The following is an 18,522-nucleotide window of genomic DNA, read 5'->3' as shown; positions in this document are numbered from 1 at the left end:
CTCCATCCCGACCAAAACGGGCGTTGGAAACGCCATTTTCAAGCCTCAGCGGAGGCAAGGGCACCGCATCAGCCCGTTTTTCAGCAGCCTGCTAATAATCTCTCTGTGTCTCCGTGTCTCTGTGGTGAATCATCTCCCTCGTCACGCCCCATCACAGGTGAATGGAGCGCGTTCCCGCCGGCTGGGTGGCCTGCATTTCGTAGAGTTTGGCGAGCAGTTGCGGCGCCGGCTGTTCCTTGGCGGGTGCGGCAGGCGCGGCATCGGCCGAAACCGCCGGTGTTCCCTGGGCCAATGCAGCGGCCAGCGCGGCCTTGGAGGGCAGGGCGGGTGTCGGCGACGCGTCGCCCGGTGCTTTCATCCAGGGGTGCGGCTGTGCAGCGGGCGTTGCAGCGGAGGCGACCGCATCCTCCTCCTCGACCAGCGCCGCGATGTGCCCGACCGGGCTGTCGCCGGTGATCGCCTCGAACATCGCCATGGCGGCCCCGCCGGCAAGCCCGATCGGCCCGCCGTAGAGGAAGTCGCCGGCCAGCCGCGCCGCCAGACCGATGTGGTCCCCGGTTGCCTGCCGGTAGACCGCCGAGACGCCCGGCAGGTGCTGCAACGGGTTCAGCGCGTCCACGATGTCGTCGAAGTCCAGCGACAGGTCCACGCCGGCCTCCTTTGCGGGTTTCGGTGTCGCCTTCGGAGTCGTCGGGGCGAGCGCCTGGGTGGCGAGGCGGCTGGTGTCCGTCATGCCGGGTCTCCGGTCAGGGTGAGGGCGTGGTCGAGGCGGCGGAAGGCCTCAAGCGATGGGGTCGCGTCATCCTTGCCCTGGCGCAGGAAATCCTCCAGGGCCGGGTGCAGGGCGACGGCGGCGTCCACCTCAGGGTCGGTGCCGGGCTTGTAGGCGCCGATGCGCACCAGCTCCCGCATGTTGTCGTAGGTGGCGGCCAGCCGCCGGGCTTGGCCGAGGAGGTGGTTCTCCTCCGGCCGGTGGCAACCGGGCAGCAGGCGCGACACGCTGCGCAGGATGTTGACCGCCGGGTAGCGCCCCTGCTCCGCGATGCGGCGGTCGAGCACCACATGGCCGTCCAGGATTCCGCGCACCGCGTCGGCGATGGGTTCGTCGTGGTCGTCGCCGTCCACGAGCACCGTGAAGATGCCCGTGATGTCGCCTTTACCGTTGCTCCCGGGGCCGGCGCGCTCCAGCAGCTTGGGCAGTTCGGCGAAGACGCTCGGCGGGTAGCTCTTGGTCGTCGGCGGCTCCCCGGCGGCCAAGCCGATCTCTCGCTGGGCCATGGCGAAGCGGGTGACGCTGTCGATCAGGCACAGCACGTGGAGGCCGCGGTCGCGCAGCTCCTCCGCCACGGTCATGCAGAGATGGGCGGCCTGCCGGCGCATCAGCGGCGGCTCGTCGGAGGTGGCGACCACGACGACGGAGCGGGCCAGCCCGTCGGCGCCCAAATCGTCCTGGATGAACTCCTGCACCTCGCGCCCGCGCTCCCCGACCAGCCCGATCACGATGGCGTCGGCGCCGGCGTGGCGGGCGAACATCGACAGCAGCGTGGACTTGCCGACGCCCGACCCGGCGAAGACGCCCATGCGCTGGCCGCGGCAGATCGGGGTGAAGACGTCGATGGCGCGCACGCCCGTGTCCATCTTGGCCCCCACCCGGCGCCGTGCGTAGGCCGGCGGCGGGGCGGCGCGCAGGGGGCGGGCGTGGTCGCCGCTGGCGAGCGGCCCCCGGCCGTCCATCGGCTCCCCTAGCGCGTTGACCACCCGGCCGAGCCAGCCGGGGCCGGGGCGCAGCGTGAAGGCGGTGTCGTCGGTGACCGCCGCGCAGCCCTCCGCCACCCCGTCCAGATGGTCGAAGGCCATCAGCAGCGACCGGCCATTGCGGAAGCCGATGGTCTCGCACAGCAGGCGCTGGCCGCGCACCGTCTCCGCCCAGCACTTGTCGCCGACCGCCAGCACGCGCTGCAAGCCGTCCACCTCCAGCGTCATGCCGGCCGCGCTGCGAATCTCCCCACGCCAGGAGCGCGTCGGCAACCGCTCGATGTCGGCCAGAAGGTTCGAGAGGACGCGCATGCCCAGGGCAACTCCACCGCGTTGGAACGGGCGGAGAGTAGCGCGGGGAATTTAAATCCGGTTTTAAACCGGCAAGATCATCTTCCGCTTGTCTCTGCTGAGGGGCAATGGAATGGATTTTAGCAATATTTCGGTGTTTCGGCTGGCCGGCGCGCGCCTCGATTACTTGGCGGAGCGGCAAAAGCTGATCGCCGCCAACGTCGTCAACGCGAACACGCCGGACTACCGGGCCAAGGACCTGAAGCCCTTCGACGAGCTGATGCGCGGTCAACAGGCCGGACCGCAAGGCGTGGCGCCGGCGCGCACCTCCGCCATGCACCTCGCCGGCTTCACCACGGGCGGGTCGGTGCCGGAGGCGCGCAAGCCCGACCAGTGGGAGACGACGCCCGACGGCAACTCCGTCTCGCTGGAGCAGGAGATGAACAAGGGCAGCGAGACGCGCGACGCCTTCGCCCTGACCGCCGGCGTCTTCCAGCGCAACCTGCAAATGCTGCGCGCCGCCTGGCGCGTGGGCAACGGCTGACCGGGGAGGGGCCGTCCATGACCATTCTGTCCCAGACCGATCCCCTGGCCGCGACGGTGCGCATCGCCAGTTCCGGCCTCCAGGCGCAGGGCACGCGGCTGCGCGTCATCGCGGAGAACATCGCCAACGCCGACAGCACCGCCGCCACCGCGGGCGGCGACCCCTACCGCCGCAAGACCATCTCCTTCGACACCGCCATGGACCGCGCCAGCGGGTCGGAGGTGGTGAAGGTGAAGCAGATCGGCCGCGACCGCAGCGACTTCCAACTGGTCTTCGACCCCTCGCACCCGGCGGCGGACGACAAGGGCTACGTGAAGCGCCCGAACGTCCAGCCGCTGATCGAGATGATGGACATGCGCGAGGCCAGCCGGTCGTTCGAGGCCAGCGTCAACGTGATCGAACAGAGCCGCAGCATGATGGGCCGCATGATCGACCTGCTGCGCGGCTGAGGAGGACAGCGATGATCGAACCCATCGGCCGCGCTGCGGCGGCCTACGCCGCGCATCGGGCGCCGCTTGCCTCGCCCACCCCGGCTGCTGCACCGGCCGCCTCGCCTGTGGCGGAAGCGGCGCCGGCCCCGGCAACGGAGTCCAGCTTCGGCGCCTTCCTCGACCGGCAGGCCTCCCAGGCCATGGACACGCTGAAGGAGGGGGAGCGCGTGTCGCTGGCCGCTGTGGCCGGCAAGGCCAGCGCACACGAGGTCGTGCGCTCCGTGCTCGCCGCGGAGATGACGGTGCAGACGGTCGTCTCCATCCGCGACCGCATGGTGCAGGCGTATCAGGACGTCATGCGCATGGCGGTGTGACGCGCCCATCGTCGCAACGTATTGCCCCCACCCTAACCCTCCCCCGCTTCGCAGGGGAGGGGACAGCTCCCTCCCTTGCGAAGCGGGGGAGGGAAGGGGCCCACGAAGTGGGAAGGGTGGGGGCCCCGCCGGAGCATCCCCATGAACGAAGCCGATGTCCTGGAAGTTCTGCGCAGCGGCATCTGGACGATGCTGCTGGTCGCCGCACCGCCTCTCGTGGTGGCCGTGCTGGTCGGCGTCACGATCTCGCTGGTGCAGGCGCTGACCCAGGTGCAGGAGATGACGCTGACCTTCGTGCCGAAGATCGTCGCCATCCTGGTCACCACGGTGCTGGCGCTGCCCTTCATGTACGGCGCGCTGACCACCTACGCCGACCGGCTGAGCAGCCTGATTGTGTCAGTGCGGTGACCATGATGCGCGTGACCTCTGGCCTTTGCGCGCTGCTGCTGGCCGGCGGGGCTTTGGCGGGGGAGGCGCGACCCGCCGCCCAGATCGGCGCCTGGTCGACGGCGCTCTACGTCCCGGCGCTGCGGCCCGTGCGGGCGCTGCCGCCGGAGGCCGCCTGCATTGGCGCCATCCTGGACGCGGAGCGCGAGGCCGGGGTCGCCGACCACCGGCTGCTCGCCATGGGCTTCACGGAAGCCGGGCGGATGACCGCCGACCGGCTGTTCACCGTCTGGCCCTGGACCGTCAACACGGAGGGGGTGTCGCGCTATTTCCCGACACGCGACGACGCCATCGCCTTCGTGCGCGAGGTGCAGGCGCGGGGCGTGCGCTCCATCGACGTGGGCTGCCTCCAGGTGAACCTGAAATGGCACCCGGACGCCTTCCCGGACCTCGCCACCGCCTTCGACCCGCGCGCCAACGCGCGCTACGCCGCCCGTTTCCTGGGGGAGTTGCAGCGCGCCCACGGCACGCTGGACGACGCCATCGCCCGCTACCACTCCGCCCAGTCGGAGCGGGGGGCCGCCTACCGCCAGCGCGTGGCCGGGAACATGCGCTGGGTGGCCGGCGCGCTCGAATACCTGAAGGCGCTGGCCGCCGGCCCGCAGGCGCCGGTTCCCGTGGGCGTGGTTGCGGGCTGGGGCCGGGCGGAGCTGGGGCGCCTGTCCTTCCTGTCCAGCCTTTACGCCAACGCCGCGGTGCGGCCGCTGCTGCCCTCCACCGCTCCTTAAAAGCGGGTTTTACCGCGGCGCGTTAGCCTTCGTGGAAGCACGCACCCAGCCCGCCTTCGGAGCCCGCCCTCATGAGTTTCACCGGCACCTTCCGGACCCGGATGACCAGCCTCGGCGACGTCGGCTTGGCGAACCGCGATGTGCTGTTCGCGCTGGCCATCGTGCTGGTGCTGGCCGTGCTGTTCCTGCCGGTGCCGACCTGGCTGCTCGACCTCGGGCTGGCGCTGTCGCTGTCGGTCAGCGTGCTGATCCTGATGGTGTCGCTGTGGATATCCCGGCCGCTGGACTTCTCCGCCTTTCCGACCGTGCTGCTGGTCGTCACGGTGCTGCGGCTCGCGTTGAACATCGCCTCCACCCGGCTGATCCTCAGCCACGGGCACACCGGACCGTCCGCCGCCGGCCATGTGATCGAGGGCTTCAGCCAGTTCATCATGGGCGGCAACTTCGTGATCGGGGTGGTGATCTTCGCCATCCTGATCGTTATCAACTTCGTCGTCATCACCAAGGGCGCCACCCGCATCGCGGAGGTCGGCGCCCGTTTCACGCTGGACGCCATCCCCGGCAAGCAGATGGCCATCGACGCCGACCTGTCCGCCGGCATGATCGACGAGGCGGAGGCGCGCCGCCGCCGCAAGGAGCTGGAGGACGAAAGCACCTTCTTCGGCGCGATGGACGGCGCCTCCAAGTTCGTGCGCGGCGACGCGGTGGCGGGGCTGGTCATCACCGGCATCAACGTGCTGGGCGGCATGGCCATCGGCATCGCGCAGCAGCGCATGTCATTCGAGAGTGCCGCGTCCGTCTACACCATCCTGACCGTCGGCGACGGGCTGGCGACGCAGATCCCGGCGCTGGTCGTCTCGCTGGCCGCCGGCCTGCTGGTGACCAAGGGCGGCAACGTCGGCTCGGCCGACAAGGCGGTGCTGACGCAGCTCGGCGGCTATCCCAAGGCGCTGATGGTGGCGGGCGGGCTGCTCGGCACGCTGGCGCTGACGCCGGGCCTGCCGCTGGGGCCCTTCCTGCTGCTCGGCGGCGGCTTCGGCGCGGCGGGCTGGTACGCCATGCGCGGGCAGGTCCGGCGCGCCGCGCTCGCCAAGCTGGAGGGCCGCAAGACCGCCGCCGCTCTCCCTGAGGAGTCGGTGGAGGACATGCTGAAGGTGGACGAGGTGAAGGTGGAGGTCGGCAACCACCTCGTCCCGCTGATCCTCAACAAGAACGGCCCGCTGACCGGCAAGGTGAAGACCCTGCGCAAGCGCTTCGCCAAGGAGTTCGGCTTCATCCTGCCGTCGGTGCGCATCAAGGACTCAAGCTTCCTGCCGCCCAAGGGCTACGTCATCAGCGTCATGGGCGTGGAGGTGGCGAGCGGGGAGGTGCGGCCGAAGCAGATGCTCGCCATCGACCCCACCGGCGGGGCCGCCCCCGACCTGCCGGGCGAGGCGACGCGGGAGCCGACCTTCAACCTCCAGGCCCGCTGGATCGACCCGTCGCGGCACGAGGAGGCCATCGCGAAGGGCTACACGGTGGTGGACCCGGAAAGCGTCATCACAACCCACCTGACGGAGGTCATCAAGGACCACCTGCCCGCGCTGCTGACCTACGCCGCCATGCAGAAGCTGCTGGACGGGCTGGGGCGGGAGTACCAGAAGCTGATCTCCGACATGGTGCCCAGCCGCATCACGCTGGTGGTCGTGCAGCGCGTGCTCCAGGCCCTGCTGGCGGAGCGCGTGTCCATCCGCAACCTGCCGGCCATCGTCGAGGCGATTGCCGAAGCGGTGAACTGGACCCGCAACATCACCCTGGTGACGGAGCATGTGCGCGCGCGGCTCGGCCAGCAGATTTGCCAGTCGCTGACCGCGTCCGACGGCTTCGTGCCGGTGATCGTGCTGACCCCGCGGTGGGAGCAGGCGCTGGCCGCCGGCATCGTCTCGGACGGGGAGGACCGCCGCTTCGCCCTGCCGCCGACCCAGGTGCAGGAGTTCCTGACCGCGCTGCGCATCACCATCCAGAAGCACGCCACTCCGCAGGTCTGGCCGGCGCTGCTGGTGGGGGCGGAGGTGCGGCCCTTCGTGCGCTCCCTGCTGGAGCGGGTCAGCCCCATGACCCCGGTCATCAGCCACGCGGAGCTGCACCGCAAGGTGGCCGTGAAGACCGTGGACCAGGTGTAACCATGGACATGCTCGCCCAATTGCTGAGCCTGGAGGTCTACCGCGCCTTCCTGGTCTTCGCGCGGGTCGCCGCGGCGCTCGGCTTTCTTCCGGGCTTCGGAGAATTCGCGATCCCGCCGCGGGTGCGGCTGTGCATCGCGCTGCCCGTGGCGCTGGCGCTGTCCCCCACAGTACCCGGCCTGCCGGACCGCCTGCCGTCTGATGCCGCGGTGATGCTGGAACAGCTGTTCGCGGAAACCGTGGTCGGCGCCTTCCTGGGGCTGGGGGCCAAGCTGTTCCTCGCGGCCTTGCAGGTGACCGGCGGCATCGCCGCGCAGGCGGTGGGGCTCAGCAGCCCCTTCTCGTCGGAGGCCACGGGGTTCGAGGGCGGGACGATCCTGTCCAACACGCTGGGCATCGCCGGGCTGGCCACGCTGTTCGCCACCGACCTGCATTACCTGATGATCGACGCGCTGGTGCGCTCCTACGGCAGCTGGCCGGCGGCGGCGCTGCCCGACGCCGGCATGATCGCCGGGCGCTTCGCGCAACTGGTCGCCCAGACCTTCCGGCTGGGGGTGGAGCTGGCAACGCCCTTCCTGGTCTTCGGGATGGTCGCCAACCTGGCGCTGGCGCTGGTCAACCGCGTGATGCCGGCCATGCCCGTCTATTTCGTCGCCACCCCGGCCATGCTGGGGGCGGGGATGCTCGTCTTCCTGGTGTCGGCCGGCGCCATGCTGACGGCGTGCCTGGCCGCGCTGGGTGGATGGCTGGGGGGCTCATGATGGCTGGAATGCGTAGGTTGGGTGGGCGGGAGTTGAGGGTGTGAGCAGAGTGGTCGCGTTGGGCCCCCTCCCAACCTCCCCCCATCTTCGACGGGGGGAGGAGTTGAGCACGGAAGCGGCGGAGTTCCCTCCCCCGTCGAAGATGGGGGAGGGTTAGGGTGGGGCCCCAACGCGACGACCTTCTAGGAGGCCACCGTGGCCGACGGACCGGACGACGAGCAGAAGACCGAGGAGCCGACCGAGAAGCGCCTGCGCGAGGCGATGGAGCGGGGCGACGTGCCGCGGGCGCGCGACGTCGGGCTGTTCGCCACCATGGCGGCGGCCTGGCTGATCGCCGCTGCGGCCGCGCCCCACGCCGCCGCGGGCATCGCCGGGGTGCTGCTGCCGCTGATCGAGAATCCGGACGACATCCGGCTCGACGGCAGCCCCTTTGATGTGCTGCACAGCCTGCGCTGGCTGATCGGCGGGGTGGCGGCGGCGCTGCTGCCGGTGGTCGGGCTGCTGGTGGCCGGGGCGGTGGCGTCGGCGCTGGGGCAGGGGCCGTTCGTGGCGGCCGGCGAGCGCATCCGGCCGAAGCTGTCGAACCTGTCGCCGGCCAGCGGGTGGAAGCGCCTGTTCGGCCGCGTCGCCCTGGTCGAGTTCGTGAAGAGTCTCGTGAAACTGGCGGTCATCGCCGGCGCCGTCTGGTTCGCGGTGGCGCCCTACATCAGCTGGACGGAGGGGATCGTGGGCATGGACGTTGCGGCGCTGCCCAACCTGCTGCGGGACCTGACGCTCCGCCTGTTGCTGGCCGTCCTGCTGGCGACGGTGGTCATGGCCGCCGTGGACGTGCTGTGGAACCGGCTGGAATGGCGCAAGCGCCTGCGCATGAGCGTCCAGGAACTGAAGGACGAGTTCAAGCAGACGGAGGGCGACCCGCACCTGAAGGCCCGTCTGCGCGACATCCGGCGGGAGCGGTCGAAGCGCCGCATGATGGCCAACGTGCCGCGGGCGACCGTGGTGATCGCCAACCCGACCCACTTCGCGGTGGCGCTGGAATACGACCGCGCCCGCATGCCGGCGCCGGTCTGCCTCGCCAAGGGGGCCGACCTCGTGGCGCTGCGCATCCGCGCGGTGGCGGAGGAGAACGGCGTGCCGGTGGTGGAGAACCCGCCGCTCGCCCGCGCGCTCTACGCGTCGGCGGAAGTGGACGGGGTCATTCCGCTCCAGCACTACCAGGCGGTGGCGGAGGTGATGATGTACGTGCTGCGGCTGAAGGGAGGGACCGCGCAAAAGGCGTGAGGCGCATGGTTCGGAAATAAGCTTAATGTCTCTTCAATGGGTTTGGTTGTAGACAAAAGGTCGGGCGGCTCCGGCGCGCCGCGGCGATGATGAAACCCGAAAAGTTGCAGCGGGCGATGACCGATCCCGACGACCTGTTCGAGATGTACCGCTCCGACCGCGGCAACGCGCCGGCCCTGAAGGGCGACGCGCTGGCGAACGCGCTGGCCGACGCCGTCCGCCGGACCTTCGCGGCCATCGACCGGCTGATCGCGGAGGTCGCCCAGGCGCTGTCCCAGGCGCGCTACACGATCCGGCTCGCCCCGTCGGTGGTGGACCGTGGCAGCTACGTCCAGCTCGACCGCGCGTCGGAAAGCTTCCGCGACTATCTGCGGCTGTGGAGCCACCAGCGCGCCGAGAGCCGCGGCGGCGGGATGCATTGGGAAGCCAGGATCCTCGTCGCCGACAGCCGCCGTCAGTCGGCGGAGATCGGGCTGGGCGTCACCATCGAGTGGCCGACCGAATGGCCGACCGGCGCGGCCGACGCGACCCTGGCCTTCGTCGAGTTCTGGACGACGGGGCAGGGTGTCTCTCTGCCGTCGGAGGACCGCGCCTTCCAGCGCGCGCTCGTCGCCTGCATCCTCCGCCTGGAGGAGGCGGGGGCGCTGACCTCCGCCGCGAAACGGTAGGCCGGATCACCACCGCGCCCGATACGCAGGTGTGCAAATGCTGCCGCGGCGTAAAGGAAAAGTTTACCATGCTGGGGTGCCAATGAGGTCGGCTCGGCGGGTGTGCTCCGTGGTGGAGGCTTCGTGCGGAATGGGGCGTGATGCGGCGGTTGGGGTTCGATCTTTTGGCGCTTTGCACGGCTTTGGCTGTCCTCGGCCCGGCGCCGGCCCGGTCGGACGAGGCGCCCTCGCCGCCGCACACCCACCTCCGGATCGTCGGCGGCTTGGCCGGGATCGCCCAGTACACCCGCTATGAATCGCCCTTCTGGACCCTGCGCCTGAAGGAAAAGTCCGGCGGGCGCGTCACGGCGGAGGTCGCCCCCTTCGACCAGAGCGGCATCCAGGGGCGGGAGATGCTGCGGCTTCTCAGCCTGGGCGTCATTTCCTTCGGGACGGTGCTGCCCAGCGCGTCGACCGAGGATCCGGAGCTGGCCGCGCTGGACCTGCCGCTGGTCAGCCCCGACTTCGCCACCCTGCGCCGCGTCGTGACTTCCTACCGCCCGCAGGTGCAGCGCTTCCTGCACGATCGGTACGGGCTGGAGCTGCTGGCGGTCTACGCCTACCCGGCACAGGTGCTCTACTGCCGCCAGGCCTTCCGGAGCCTGGGCGACCTGCGGGGGCGACGCGTCCGCACCTCCGGCGTGTCGCAGGCGGAACTGGTGGAGGCGCTCGGCGGCATTCCGGTGGTCACCCCCTTCGCCGACATCGTGTCGGCGGTCCGGCGCAACGTCGTCGACTGCGCCATCACCGGCACCCTGTCCGGCAACAGCATCGGCCTGCACGAGGTGACCAGCCATGTCCACGACATGGCGATCAGCTGGGGCATTTCCCTGTTCGCGGCGAACGGCGACGCGTGGCGGGCGCTGGCGCCGCCGGTGCGGGAACTGCTGCGGCGTGAAGTGGCCGGCCTGGAAGCCGAGATCTGGGAGGGCGCCGAACAGGAAACCGCGGAGGGGCAGGCCTGCAACGCGGGCATGGTTCCCTGCACCGTCGGACGCCCGGGGCGGATGACGCGCGTGCCGCTGTCGTCGGACGACATCGGGCGGCGGTCGGAGCTGATCGCCACGGCGATCCTGCCGGGCTGGCTCGCGCGTTGCGGCGACGCCTGCGCGGACGCGTGGAACCGGTCCATCGGCCCGCTTCTCTCCATTCCGGCACCGCGCGAGTAGACGATGAAACCGCCGCGCTCGCTGCTCGTCATCACGGTCACCGCCGTCTGCCTGCTCGCGTCGCAGGGGGCGGCCACCTGGCTGCTGGTCGAGCAGTCGCGGACCGCGGCGCTGGCGACGGCCGGCCAGACGGTGAAGCGCACCCTGGGGACGGCGGCCGCCAACATCAACCGCGGCTTCCTCCAGGTGGACGCGCTGCTGTCCGGCCTGGAAAGCCTGGTGGCCCCGTCGGAAAGCGCCGACCCCGCGGGGCCGAACCGCAAGCTGCGCAACCTGTCCGACCAGAATTTCCTGGTCCGCGAGCTGATGATCGTCGGGGCCGACGGCCAGGTCGTCGCGTCCGGGCTGGAGGCGACGCGCCGGCACCCGCCGGCCCTCAAGAGCAGCCTGCTGGCCGACGACGCGCTGCCCCACGGCGGGCTGCTCCACGGCGGGCTGCCCCATGGCGGACTGCCCCATGGCGGACTGATCGTCGGCGACCCGCTGCGCAACCGGCTCACCGGGGAATGGTCGCTCTATGTCGGGCGCGCCGGGCGCTGGAAGAACGAGCCGGTGGTCGTGGTGGCGGAAATCCCCCTGTCGAACATCGCGCAGCTGGCTCTGCCCGAGACGACGACGGCCGGCCTGCGGGTGTCGCTGGAGCGGACGAACGGGCAACTGCTGATGAGCAACCCGCACGACGCGCGGAACACCGGCCAGATCCTGGGACCGGTGTCCGACCGGCTCACGCCCGGTGGGCCCTGGGCCGTCGTGGAGGGCCGGGTCAGCGGCCGGCGCGTGATCGGCGCCGCCACGCCCGCCCTGCACGAAGGTCTCATCCTGGTCGCGCAGCTCACCGAGGAGGAGGCGCTGGCCGACTGGCGGGAGACCCGCCGGGTCGTGCTGATCGCCTCCGCGGCGCTGGCCGCCGTCGTGGTCCTGCTGGCCGTGGGGGCGGTCCTCTACCTGCGGGCGCGCGACCGCGCCGCGGCGAGCCTGCGCTGGTCCAAGCGCCTGCTCGACCAGGCGCTGGATTCCATGAGCGAGGGGCTGGCCGTCTACGATGCCAACTGGACCCTGGTGCTGACCAACCGCCGCTATGTGGAGATTTTCCCGCACCTGCGCGACGTCGCCGTCCCCGGCACGCCCTTCGAACGGCTGGCGCGGCACGCCGCCGCGGTCGTCCTGCCGGCCGGCACCGGCGCCGAGCGGGAGGCCTGGGCAGAGTGGCGGCGGCGCGCCCATGAGGGGTCGGAGTCGTTCGAGCAGACCTTCCCGTCCGGCCTCACCGTTCAGAGCACGCAGGCCGAAATGCCCGACGGCGGCATCGTCAGCGTGCACCGCGACGTCACCGCGGCCAAGCGGGCGGAGGAGCATCTGCGCGCCGCCCGGGACACGGCGGAGCGCGCCAACCGGATGAAGTCCGAGTTCCTGTCGAACATGAGCCACGAGCTGCGCACGCCGCTCAACGCCATCATCGGCTTTGCCGAGGTGCTGGAACGCAACGGCGCCGTGCCCGAGGCGGTCCGCATCGACTACGCCCGCGACATCCGCCTGAGCGGGGAGCATCTGCTGGCGATCATCAACGACGTGCTGGACATGTCCAAGCTCGACGCCGGCGCCATGATCCTGCACGAGAGCGTGTGCGACCTGAGGCGGCTGGTCGGCGCGGCCGGGAACATGCTGCGGGAGCAGGCGCGGGCGGCCGGCGTGTTGCTGCGCGTCATGATCCCGGAGGAGCCGCTGCCCGTCCTGGGCGACGAGCGCCTGCTCCGCCAGGTGGTGCTGAACCTCGTCTCCAACGCCATCAAGTTCACGGGCCGCGGCGGCACGGTGGATGTGGCCGTGGTCCGCGCCGAGGCCGGCGGGTTGCAGGTGACGGTCATCGACAACGGGGTCGGCATCGCGCCGGAGCACCTGCCGAACATCTTCCAGCCTTTCTATCAGGTGGACGGGACCGCGTCCCGCCAGCGTGGCGGGACCGGGCTGGGCCTGCCGATCAGCCGGGCGATCATGAAGATGCACGACGGTCAGCTGGAGATCACCAGCGCCCCCGGGGTCGGGACGATCGCGGTCGTCATCCTGCCGGCGGTGCGCTGCGCGGCAAGCCCCGCCGACGAGGTGGCCTGAGGTCCTTGCGCCGGGCCTTTACGCCGGTTCCGGTTCCTTCACGCGGCTTTTCGACTGGCGCGCCGTCGCCTCCCGGACCAGCCGGACGACGGAATCCGACGCCTGCGTCGTCATGTCGTTCGACAGGGTCTTCAGCTCGACGCCGTTGGGACCGAAGATCAGCACGGCGCAGGGGATGACGCCACCGCCGCCACCGCCGCCGACCGGCTCGCCCAGCATCGACCCGCCGCCGACGCCGATCCCGAAGGTGGTGATCAGCAGCGGGACCATGGTGTAGTCGCCGACCTGAACGGGCGTGCCTACGGCCCCCTTCTCCAGGATCTGTTCGAACTCGTTGGCGATCGTGACCATCAGCGTGTTCGCCGGATCGGGCACGAATGGGTTGAGGATGTTCATCGGAATGCCCAGTGTTGCGCCGCAAGACGATAGCTGTGCGCGACAATCCTGTGAAGGGGACAACCTTGCGGATGTTTGCGCCGATCGCGGCGACCGGCCCGGTGCCGCACGGGGCGGCGCCGGACCTTCGACGCGTCAGCCGGGAATCACTTCCCAACCGGTGGTGGAGAGATAGATGATCGCGCCGACGGTTTCCTTGACGGTCGCGGCCGGGAATTCGACGTGGGCGTTGTTGGGGACCTTGTAGCCGGAGATGATGTAGCTCTGGCCGGACGTCAGGGGGGCCGTGGAGGCGAACAGCTGGAAGTTGGTGCCGCCCGTCCCGCCGCTGTAGTTCGCGCTGCCGGCAATGCCCACTTGGTTGCCCTGGGCATCGTTGATCGAGACGTTCCAGATGTAGGCCGGAGTGGTGTAGAGGCCGTTGCTCTGCGCCATGTCAGCATTTCCTTCGGTATGGATTGGTCGCAGAATTCCGCACCGAAAGGCCGTTGATCCGGCCGTTCGGCATTGGAAAGACTTCTGCGGAAGCCATAGTCTGAAAGATAACGACGAGCCGTCAAATGGGGTGCTTGTTATGAATACGTTGGTATACACGGGGGCTGGGTGGTGCAGCGTTGGGAGTTCTCTGGTGTGTGTTCCATTATCAGGTGTGATATCTTGACGGGAGATGTCCTTGGTTTTGGGGTGCGACTCGGGCGGATGTCGTGCTCCTACCGCGCGCCGGGGAACCATTCGACGTGGCTGTCGCCGGTGCGGCCGTAATAGACGACCCGCTTCCCGGCCAGGAAGGTCATCCAGCCGACGCAGCCGGCCTGCATCACCCGCTCGCAGAATTCACGGTAGCGGATGGTGCCGGCTTGGATGGCGCGGACGGCGTCGGCCACGCCGGCCGCCGAAAAAGCGGCCGCCGGATGCCTGGTCGCCGGCTTGCCGGGAACCCGCTCGGACTCGCCGCCGGGGAGGTAATAAGTCGTCTCGCCACGCACGAGGTCGGTGTGGTAGCGCTCCACCCCGACCGCGGCCAGCGCCGCGACGACCTCCGGGAAGGTGACGCGCTCCTCGTTGGAAGCGCTGGTGCAGTCCTGGAGTACGGCCTTCACGTCGTCATTCATAATGGTTTCCCTGTATTGGACCGGGTCATTCGATGGGGATGGAGCGCAGCCCAAGCCGCCGGACGATCCCCTTCATGGCCTCCTCGATCACCGCCCGTTCGCTGGGGGCGAGATGGCCGAAGAACTCCGCGTCGTTGCGGTCGGCCAGCGCCGACAACTCGGGCACCAGCGCCCGGCCGGCCGGGGTGAGCGCCAGGGTCTGGTAGCGCCGGTCGTCCGGATCGGGGGCCTGCGTGATCAACCTCTTGGCCGCGAGCCGGTCGGCCAGCTTAGAAATGGCCCCCCGCGTCATGCCGAGCCGTTCGGCCAGCGCGCTCGGCGCCATCGCGTCCCGCTCGAACAGATCGCGCAGCACGACCCATTCGGCGACGGTGACGCCGCGCGCCGCGAGCTTCGTGGCAAAGGCGTGCGACACTTGGTTCGAGACGAAGCGCAGCCAATAGCCGAGATGCGCGTCGAGAGGGGAGACCCCGTTGCCGTCCGTCACTGTGGCCCCTTGATCAGTTGACTAGGAAACTATCGGGTATCGGTTTCCTAGTCAACTGTTCCGCAGGATCGCACCCCGCCCCTGTCCCGATGGGAAACCGTGGCCGGACCGGGGGACCGTCGTGCTCCGCCGGCTGATTCCCATCCCTCGGCCAATTTGTATACCAAAGCCGCGTGCTGGAGCATTTTGCCTCTGGTTCCGTAGGCACTCTCCCTATACGCTGGTAGGCAAATCGGAGCGTAGAACATGGAAAACGTCTCAGTGCCGCCGCATTCGGCCGCGTCGAACGGTGGCCAAGCCGCGGAGACCGGAGTGAAGCCGTTTGTGGACTTCGACCTGAACGGGGTTCGTATCGTCGCGTTCCTGGACAGCGACCAGCCGTCGCAGCCCGGCGGCAACCGCTGGCCGCAGGTTGCCGAAGCCTATGCGGCGGAACACGGGATCGGCCTCAGCGACGCGCGCTGGTACAGCGTGCAGCCCTACCGCTTTGCCAACGGGCGGCCGAACATCAACGAATTCCGGCCGAGCAACCAGTCCTGGAAATACGAGACGAACCTGAGCACGGCGTCCGAGATCCTCCGCCGCCTCGGGCTCGACCTCGACAGCCTTCCGCTGGACATCTGACCTTCCGAAAGGTCGGCCGAAAACCCGACCGAAAAGCCGGCGCCTTTCCGAGCCGCTGACCGGGGGCGCCGATCAGGCGCCCGTCATGACGGTCATGCGCCTGGGGGCACCACGAAGCAGGCCAGGCCCTGACCGCTCAGGCTGGCGCAGCTTTGCGCCGCGTCCTGCTGCGACAGGCCGGTCAGGCGCGCGCGGTACAGCGGGCCGTTCTGGGTGTCGACCGCCTGCACAACGCGTTCCGTGCGGGACAGCGTGGACGGGGACGCCCGGCGCGCCTTCTCAATGATCCGGTTGCTGTCGGCCGCGGACCGGAAGGCGCCCAGCTGGACGGTCCAGCCGCCGCCCATGGACGCCCGCGCGACCGTGACCGGTGCCTGGGGAATGGGGGCGGGCAGGGGCGTGGCGATCGGCGCGGAGCGGGCGGGCGCTGTCGGAAGCCGGGCCGGCTCTGAGACCGGCACAGGCGGAATCGGCGCGGAGGTGACGATCGGAGCCGGCGTGATGACCGGGGTCGGCGTGGGCGTCTGGACGATCGGCGGTTCCACCGGCAGCGCGGCGACCTCGACCGCGCCCGGTCCGCTGCCGCCGTCCAGCCGCGGCGCGACGGAGGCGATGTAGCGCTTGGTCTCCCCCGGCAGGCGGCGGTTCCCGGACAGATAGTCGGCGTAGCAGCCCGGCCCGCAATTGTAGGCGCCGAGGAAGCCCGGTGACCCGAACAGGTCGTACATCTCGCGCAGATACGCGGTGCCGGCCAGGATGTTGTCGCGCGGGTTGTAGGGATCGGGACCGAGCCCGTGCTTGCGCCGCATCTCCGCGTAGGTGACGGGCATCACCTGCATCAGGCCCATGGCGCCGGCGTGGCTGACGATCGGCTTGCCGTTCAGCATCGTGCGCCCGCCGCTTTCCTGGCGGATGACCTCGCGGACCCACTGCTCCGGCATGCCGAAGCGGCGGGAGGCCTCGGCGATGTGGGCGTCGATGTTGGGATCCCGCGAGGACGAAGACGGATCACTGGCGCACGCGGCGAGAAGGCCGGACAGGATGACCGCAGCCGCAAAGGATTTTCTGCAACGCACAGTGCCGCCCACTTTCGATGACGATCCGTTGGATGACGAGAGCGGCAAGATTGCACATTCCGACCGATTCCTGAATGGGCGAGTCTGTGACCAATGGCTCTCCGATGCGGAAAGTGACCGCGGCGCGATTCACCCGATTCGGCGTGGGGTTTATACAAGGCAAGATAAATGCCCCGCTCATCGAAGAGAAGCGCCAATGGAAGACCCTGCGCTGCCGGATGCGGCGCCGCGCCCAAAGGTCGTGCGCGCCCGGCGCCCTTCTCCTTCTCCGCAAAAAGGGGGTGCGGGCGCTTTGACATACATACAAACTGTCCGCATGACGTACTATTGCCGCGCTCGGCACGCGGTGCCCTCTTCGGTCGCCGTGGCCAACCTTTGGAGGAATTTGCAATGGCTGACGACCGGAACCAGAATCAAATGGGGAGCCAGGACGATCAGAAGAGCGGCCAGCAGGCCCAGCAGAACCCCCAGACACGGCAGCAGGGGCAGACTGATCAGAACCTCGGCCAACAGTCTCAGCAGACCGACGCCAATCGCGCGCAGCAGGGCCAGCGGCGGCAGAACCAGGACATGAACACCGACGACGATCAGGACCAGCAGAACAAGCAGAATCGTTGACGACCCACCCGCGGGACGGGCGCGGAGCGCTCCTTCGCGTCCCCCGATGGCACGCAACCTGAGGCGGTCCTTCGACCGCCTCTTCTGCGTGGGGATTCGGCCCGGGACTCAGGATGAACGGCCATGACGTACTGCGTCGCCCTGTATCTGAAGGACGGGCTGGTGATGCTGTCGGACATGCGCACCAGCGCCGGCGTCGACCACATCTCGACCTTTGGCAAGATGCATGTGTTCGGCGAACCGGGCGAACGCATGGTCGCCCTTCTCACCGCCGGCAACCTGGCGCTGACGCAGTCGGTGGTGGCCTTGATCCAGGAAGGGGTGGAGGTCGACGGCGAAACCCTCACCATCCTGACGGTCTCCAGCATGTTCCAGGCAGCACAACTCGTCGGCGCGGCCGTCCGGAAGGTCTGGAAGCGCGATGGTGCCGCGCTGAAGGAACAGCGCGTGGACTTCGACCTGTCGATCCTGATTGGTGGGCAGATCCGGGGGCGGCGGATGCGCCTGTTCCATGTCTACTCGGCCGGAAACTTCATCGAGGCCACGCCCGACACGGCCTTTTTCCAAATCGGCGAGCACAAATACGGCAAGCCGATCCTCGATCGGGCCCTGACGTTCGACACCGGGATCTGGGACGGGGTGAAACTCGTCCTGATCTCGATGGACAGCACCTTGCGCTCGAACCTCAGCGTCGGGCTGCCGCTCGACCTCCTCGTCTACCGCCGCGACGCCTTGCGTCCGGAACTGCGCCGGCGCATCGGGGAGGACGATCCCTGCTTCCGGAAAATCAGCGAGGACTGGTCCCAGGCGCTGCGCAAGGCCTTCCAGTCGCTGCCCCATCCGGAATGGAAGGACTGATCCGACCGGCCACGGGCGCGGCCTGCGAAGAAAAGCGACGGAGGGTGAAAAAAGCGCTTGCTCGGTTTGGCCGACCGGCCTATACAACGCCTCCCCGGCGCGGCGCTGCTGACGAAGCGGTGACGAGCCAAGGGGAACGGAAGACAAGACGAAGTATCGTCGAGCCAGCGTGAAAACAAAGGCTTGACAGCGCAAGTCGAAGCTTCTAGATACGGCGGCCTCGCCGCGTCGCCCTCCGGGGCCGGACGCCGGCGCCGCAGCGGTTCCTGAGGGGACCGCGGGTTCTTGGATAAGTGGATACCGTGTTGTGAGAAGGGATGCGCAGGCGGCGGTGATGAGCCGTTGTGGTCCGCGGGCTGGTTCCTGGTATGGGATCGGCAAACGCGGGATCGCCTGGAGCATCCTGGTCAAGCAGTATGAGACGTACAGTTTCGAAAGCTTGGGTAGGAACGCTTTGAGCGGTCCTGATCAAGTGGGCCGGTCCTTCATGGATCGACGGCCCATCTTGAACCTGAGAGTTTGATCCTGGCTCAGAACGAACGCTGGCGGCATGCCTAACACATGCAAGTCGAACGGAGGCTTCGGCCTCAGT

Annotated in this window: 21 protein-coding genes and 1 rRNA gene; 15 read left to right on the top strand and 7 right to left on the bottom strand. The window is 69.2% G+C overall.

Translation table 11 applies throughout. The features are described from left to right. Positions 1 to 151: 151 nt before the first annotated feature. Together J2851_RS34815 and fliI are read right to left on the bottom strand one after the other, a co-directional pair. Positions 152 to 733, bottom strand: coding sequence for a hypothetical protein (locus J2851_RS34815; RefSeq protein WP_209773783.1), 582 nt, complete (start codon positions 731 to 733; stop codon positions 152 to 154). Beyond that, the gene (gene fliI / locus J2851_RS34810; RefSeq protein WP_209773780.1) at positions 730 to 2,067 is read right to left on the bottom strand and encodes a flagellar protein export ATPase FliI; all 1,338 of its coding nucleotides are present in this window, start codon (positions 2,065 to 2,067) and stop codon (positions 730 to 732) included. Before fliI ends, J2851_RS34815 begins: the two co-directional genes overlap by 4 nt. Before the next feature lie 112 nt (positions 2,068 to 2,179). Between fliI and J2851_RS34805 the strand changes: the two genes are divergently transcribed. The 11 genes from J2851_RS34805 to J2851_RS34755 all read left to right on the top strand — a co-directional run bounded on the left by J2851_RS34805 (position 2,180) and on the right by J2851_RS34755 (position 12,759). Continuing rightward, positions 2,180 to 2,590, top strand: a complete 411-nt coding sequence (locus J2851_RS34805) for a flagellar basal body rod protein FlgB (protein ID WP_209773771.1) — start codon at positions 2,180 to 2,182, stop codon at positions 2,588 to 2,590. A gap of 17 nt (positions 2,591 to 2,607) precedes the next feature. Further along, positions 2,608 to 3,039: a flagellar basal body rod protein FlgC gene (gene flgC, locus J2851_RS34800; RefSeq protein ID WP_209773769.1), complete on the top strand. Its 432-nt coding sequence runs from the start codon at positions 2,608 to 2,610 to the stop codon at positions 3,037 to 3,039. Positions 3,040 to 3,050: 11 nt separating this feature from the next. After that, positions 3,051 to 3,395: a flagellar hook-basal body complex protein FliE gene (gene fliE, locus J2851_RS34795; RefSeq protein ID WP_209773762.1), complete on the top strand. Its 345-nt coding sequence runs from the start codon at positions 3,051 to 3,053 to the stop codon at positions 3,393 to 3,395. A gap of 141 nt (positions 3,396 to 3,536) precedes the next feature. Next, entirely contained in the window at positions 3,537 to 3,803 is a 267-nt protein-coding gene (gene fliQ, locus J2851_RS34790) for a flagellar biosynthesis protein FliQ (RefSeq protein WP_209773759.1), read from the top strand. 5 nt (positions 3,804 to 3,808) lie between these two features. Next, entirely contained in the window at positions 3,809 to 4,570 is a 762-nt protein-coding gene (locus J2851_RS34785; protein ID WP_209773756.1) for a lysozyme family protein, read from the top strand. A gap of 71 nt (positions 4,571 to 4,641) precedes the next feature. Further along, entirely contained in the window at positions 4,642 to 6,732 is a 2,091-nt protein-coding gene (gene flhA / locus J2851_RS34780; RefSeq protein ID WP_209773753.1) for a flagellar biosynthesis protein FlhA, read from the top strand. Between the two features lie 2 nt (positions 6,733 to 6,734). Continuing rightward, positions 6,735 to 7,493 (top strand): flagellar biosynthetic protein FliR, encoded by a 759-nt coding sequence (locus J2851_RS34775; RefSeq protein WP_209773750.1) that lies wholly within the window; start codon positions 6,735 to 6,737, stop codon positions 7,491 to 7,493. Between the two features lie 195 nt (positions 7,494 to 7,688). Further along, positions 7,689 to 8,774, top strand: a complete 1,086-nt coding sequence (gene flhB / locus J2851_RS34770) for a flagellar biosynthesis protein FlhB (RefSeq protein ID WP_209773747.1) — start codon at positions 7,689 to 7,691, stop codon at positions 8,772 to 8,774. A 116-nt stretch (positions 8,775 to 8,890) separates the two neighbouring features. After that, a complete protein-coding gene (locus J2851_RS34765) occupies positions 8,891 to 9,442 on the top strand; it encodes a hypothetical protein (RefSeq protein ID WP_209773744.1) in 552 nt (183 codons plus the stop codon). 140 nt (positions 9,443 to 9,582) lie between these two features. After that, complete coding sequence (locus J2851_RS34760; protein ID WP_209773739.1) at positions 9,583 to 10,650, top strand: TRAP transporter substrate-binding protein; 1,068 nt, start codon at positions 9,583 to 9,585, stop codon at positions 10,648 to 10,650. 3 nt (positions 10,651 to 10,653) lie between these two features. Further along, positions 10,654 to 12,759: an ATP-binding protein gene (locus J2851_RS34755; RefSeq protein WP_209773737.1), complete on the top strand. Its 2,106-nt coding sequence runs from the start codon at positions 10,654 to 10,656 to the stop codon at positions 12,757 to 12,759. A gap of 18 nt (positions 12,760 to 12,777) precedes the next feature. Here the strand turns inward: J2851_RS34755 and J2851_RS34750 are convergent, their stop codons facing one another. From J2851_RS34750 to J2851_RS34735, 4 genes are all read right to left on the bottom strand, one after another. Further along, on the bottom strand, positions 12,778 to 13,155 hold the full coding sequence (locus J2851_RS34750; RefSeq protein WP_209773727.1) for a GerW family sporulation protein: 378 nt from the start codon (positions 13,153 to 13,155) through the stop codon (positions 12,778 to 12,780). 135 nt (positions 13,156 to 13,290) lie between these two features. Continuing rightward, entirely contained in the window at positions 13,291 to 13,590 is a 300-nt protein-coding gene (locus tag J2851_RS34745; RefSeq protein ID WP_209773725.1) for a hypothetical protein, read from the bottom strand. A gap of 275 nt (positions 13,591 to 13,865) precedes the next feature. Then, complete coding sequence (locus J2851_RS34740; protein WP_209773722.1) at positions 13,866 to 14,267, bottom strand: DUF1398 family protein; 402 nt, start codon at positions 14,265 to 14,267, stop codon at positions 13,866 to 13,868. Between the two features lie 25 nt (positions 14,268 to 14,292). Beyond that, on the bottom strand, positions 14,293 to 14,754 hold the full coding sequence (locus J2851_RS34735; RefSeq protein WP_209773719.1) for a MarR family winged helix-turn-helix transcriptional regulator: 462 nt from the start codon (positions 14,752 to 14,754) through the stop codon (positions 14,293 to 14,295). Positions 14,755 to 15,000: 246 nt separating this feature from the next. Between J2851_RS34735 and J2851_RS34730 the strand changes: the two genes are divergently transcribed. Continuing rightward, complete coding sequence (locus J2851_RS34730; protein WP_209773716.1) at positions 15,001 to 15,378, top strand: hypothetical protein; 378 nt, start codon at positions 15,001 to 15,003, stop codon at positions 15,376 to 15,378. A gap of 92 nt (positions 15,379 to 15,470) precedes the next feature. On the opposite strand, the gene J2851_RS34725 is transcribed toward J2851_RS34730, so the two are convergent. Beyond that, positions 15,471 to 16,454: a transglycosylase SLT domain-containing protein gene (locus J2851_RS34725; protein ID WP_209773714.1), complete on the bottom strand. Its 984-nt coding sequence runs from the start codon at positions 16,452 to 16,454 to the stop codon at positions 15,471 to 15,473. Between the two features lie 390 nt (positions 16,455 to 16,844). Here J2851_RS34725 and J2851_RS34720 point away from each other — a divergent pair, with 390 nt between their 5' ends. The 3 genes from J2851_RS34720 to J2851_RS34710 all read left to right on the top strand — a co-directional run. Further along, the gene (locus J2851_RS34720) at positions 16,845 to 17,072 is read left to right on the top strand and encodes a hypothetical protein (protein ID WP_209773702.1); all 228 of its coding nucleotides are present in this window, start codon (positions 16,845 to 16,847) and stop codon (positions 17,070 to 17,072) included. A 123-nt stretch (positions 17,073 to 17,195) separates the two neighbouring features. Beyond that, on the top strand, positions 17,196 to 17,930 hold the full coding sequence (locus tag J2851_RS34715) for a proteasome-type protease (RefSeq protein ID WP_209773700.1): 735 nt from the start codon (positions 17,196 to 17,198) through the stop codon (positions 17,928 to 17,930). A 507-nt stretch (positions 17,931 to 18,437) separates the two neighbouring features. Then, positions 18,438 to 18,522 (top strand): 16S ribosomal RNA (locus J2851_RS34710); the annotation flags it as partial.

It is taken from the genome of Azospirillum rugosum, from assembly GCF_017876155.1.
Lineage (GTDB): Bacteria > Pseudomonadota > Alphaproteobacteria > Azospirillales > Azospirillaceae > Azospirillum > Azospirillum rugosum.
Note: the sequence above shows the minus strand (reverse complement) of the source record. Positions and strands in the feature narration are given on the sequence as shown.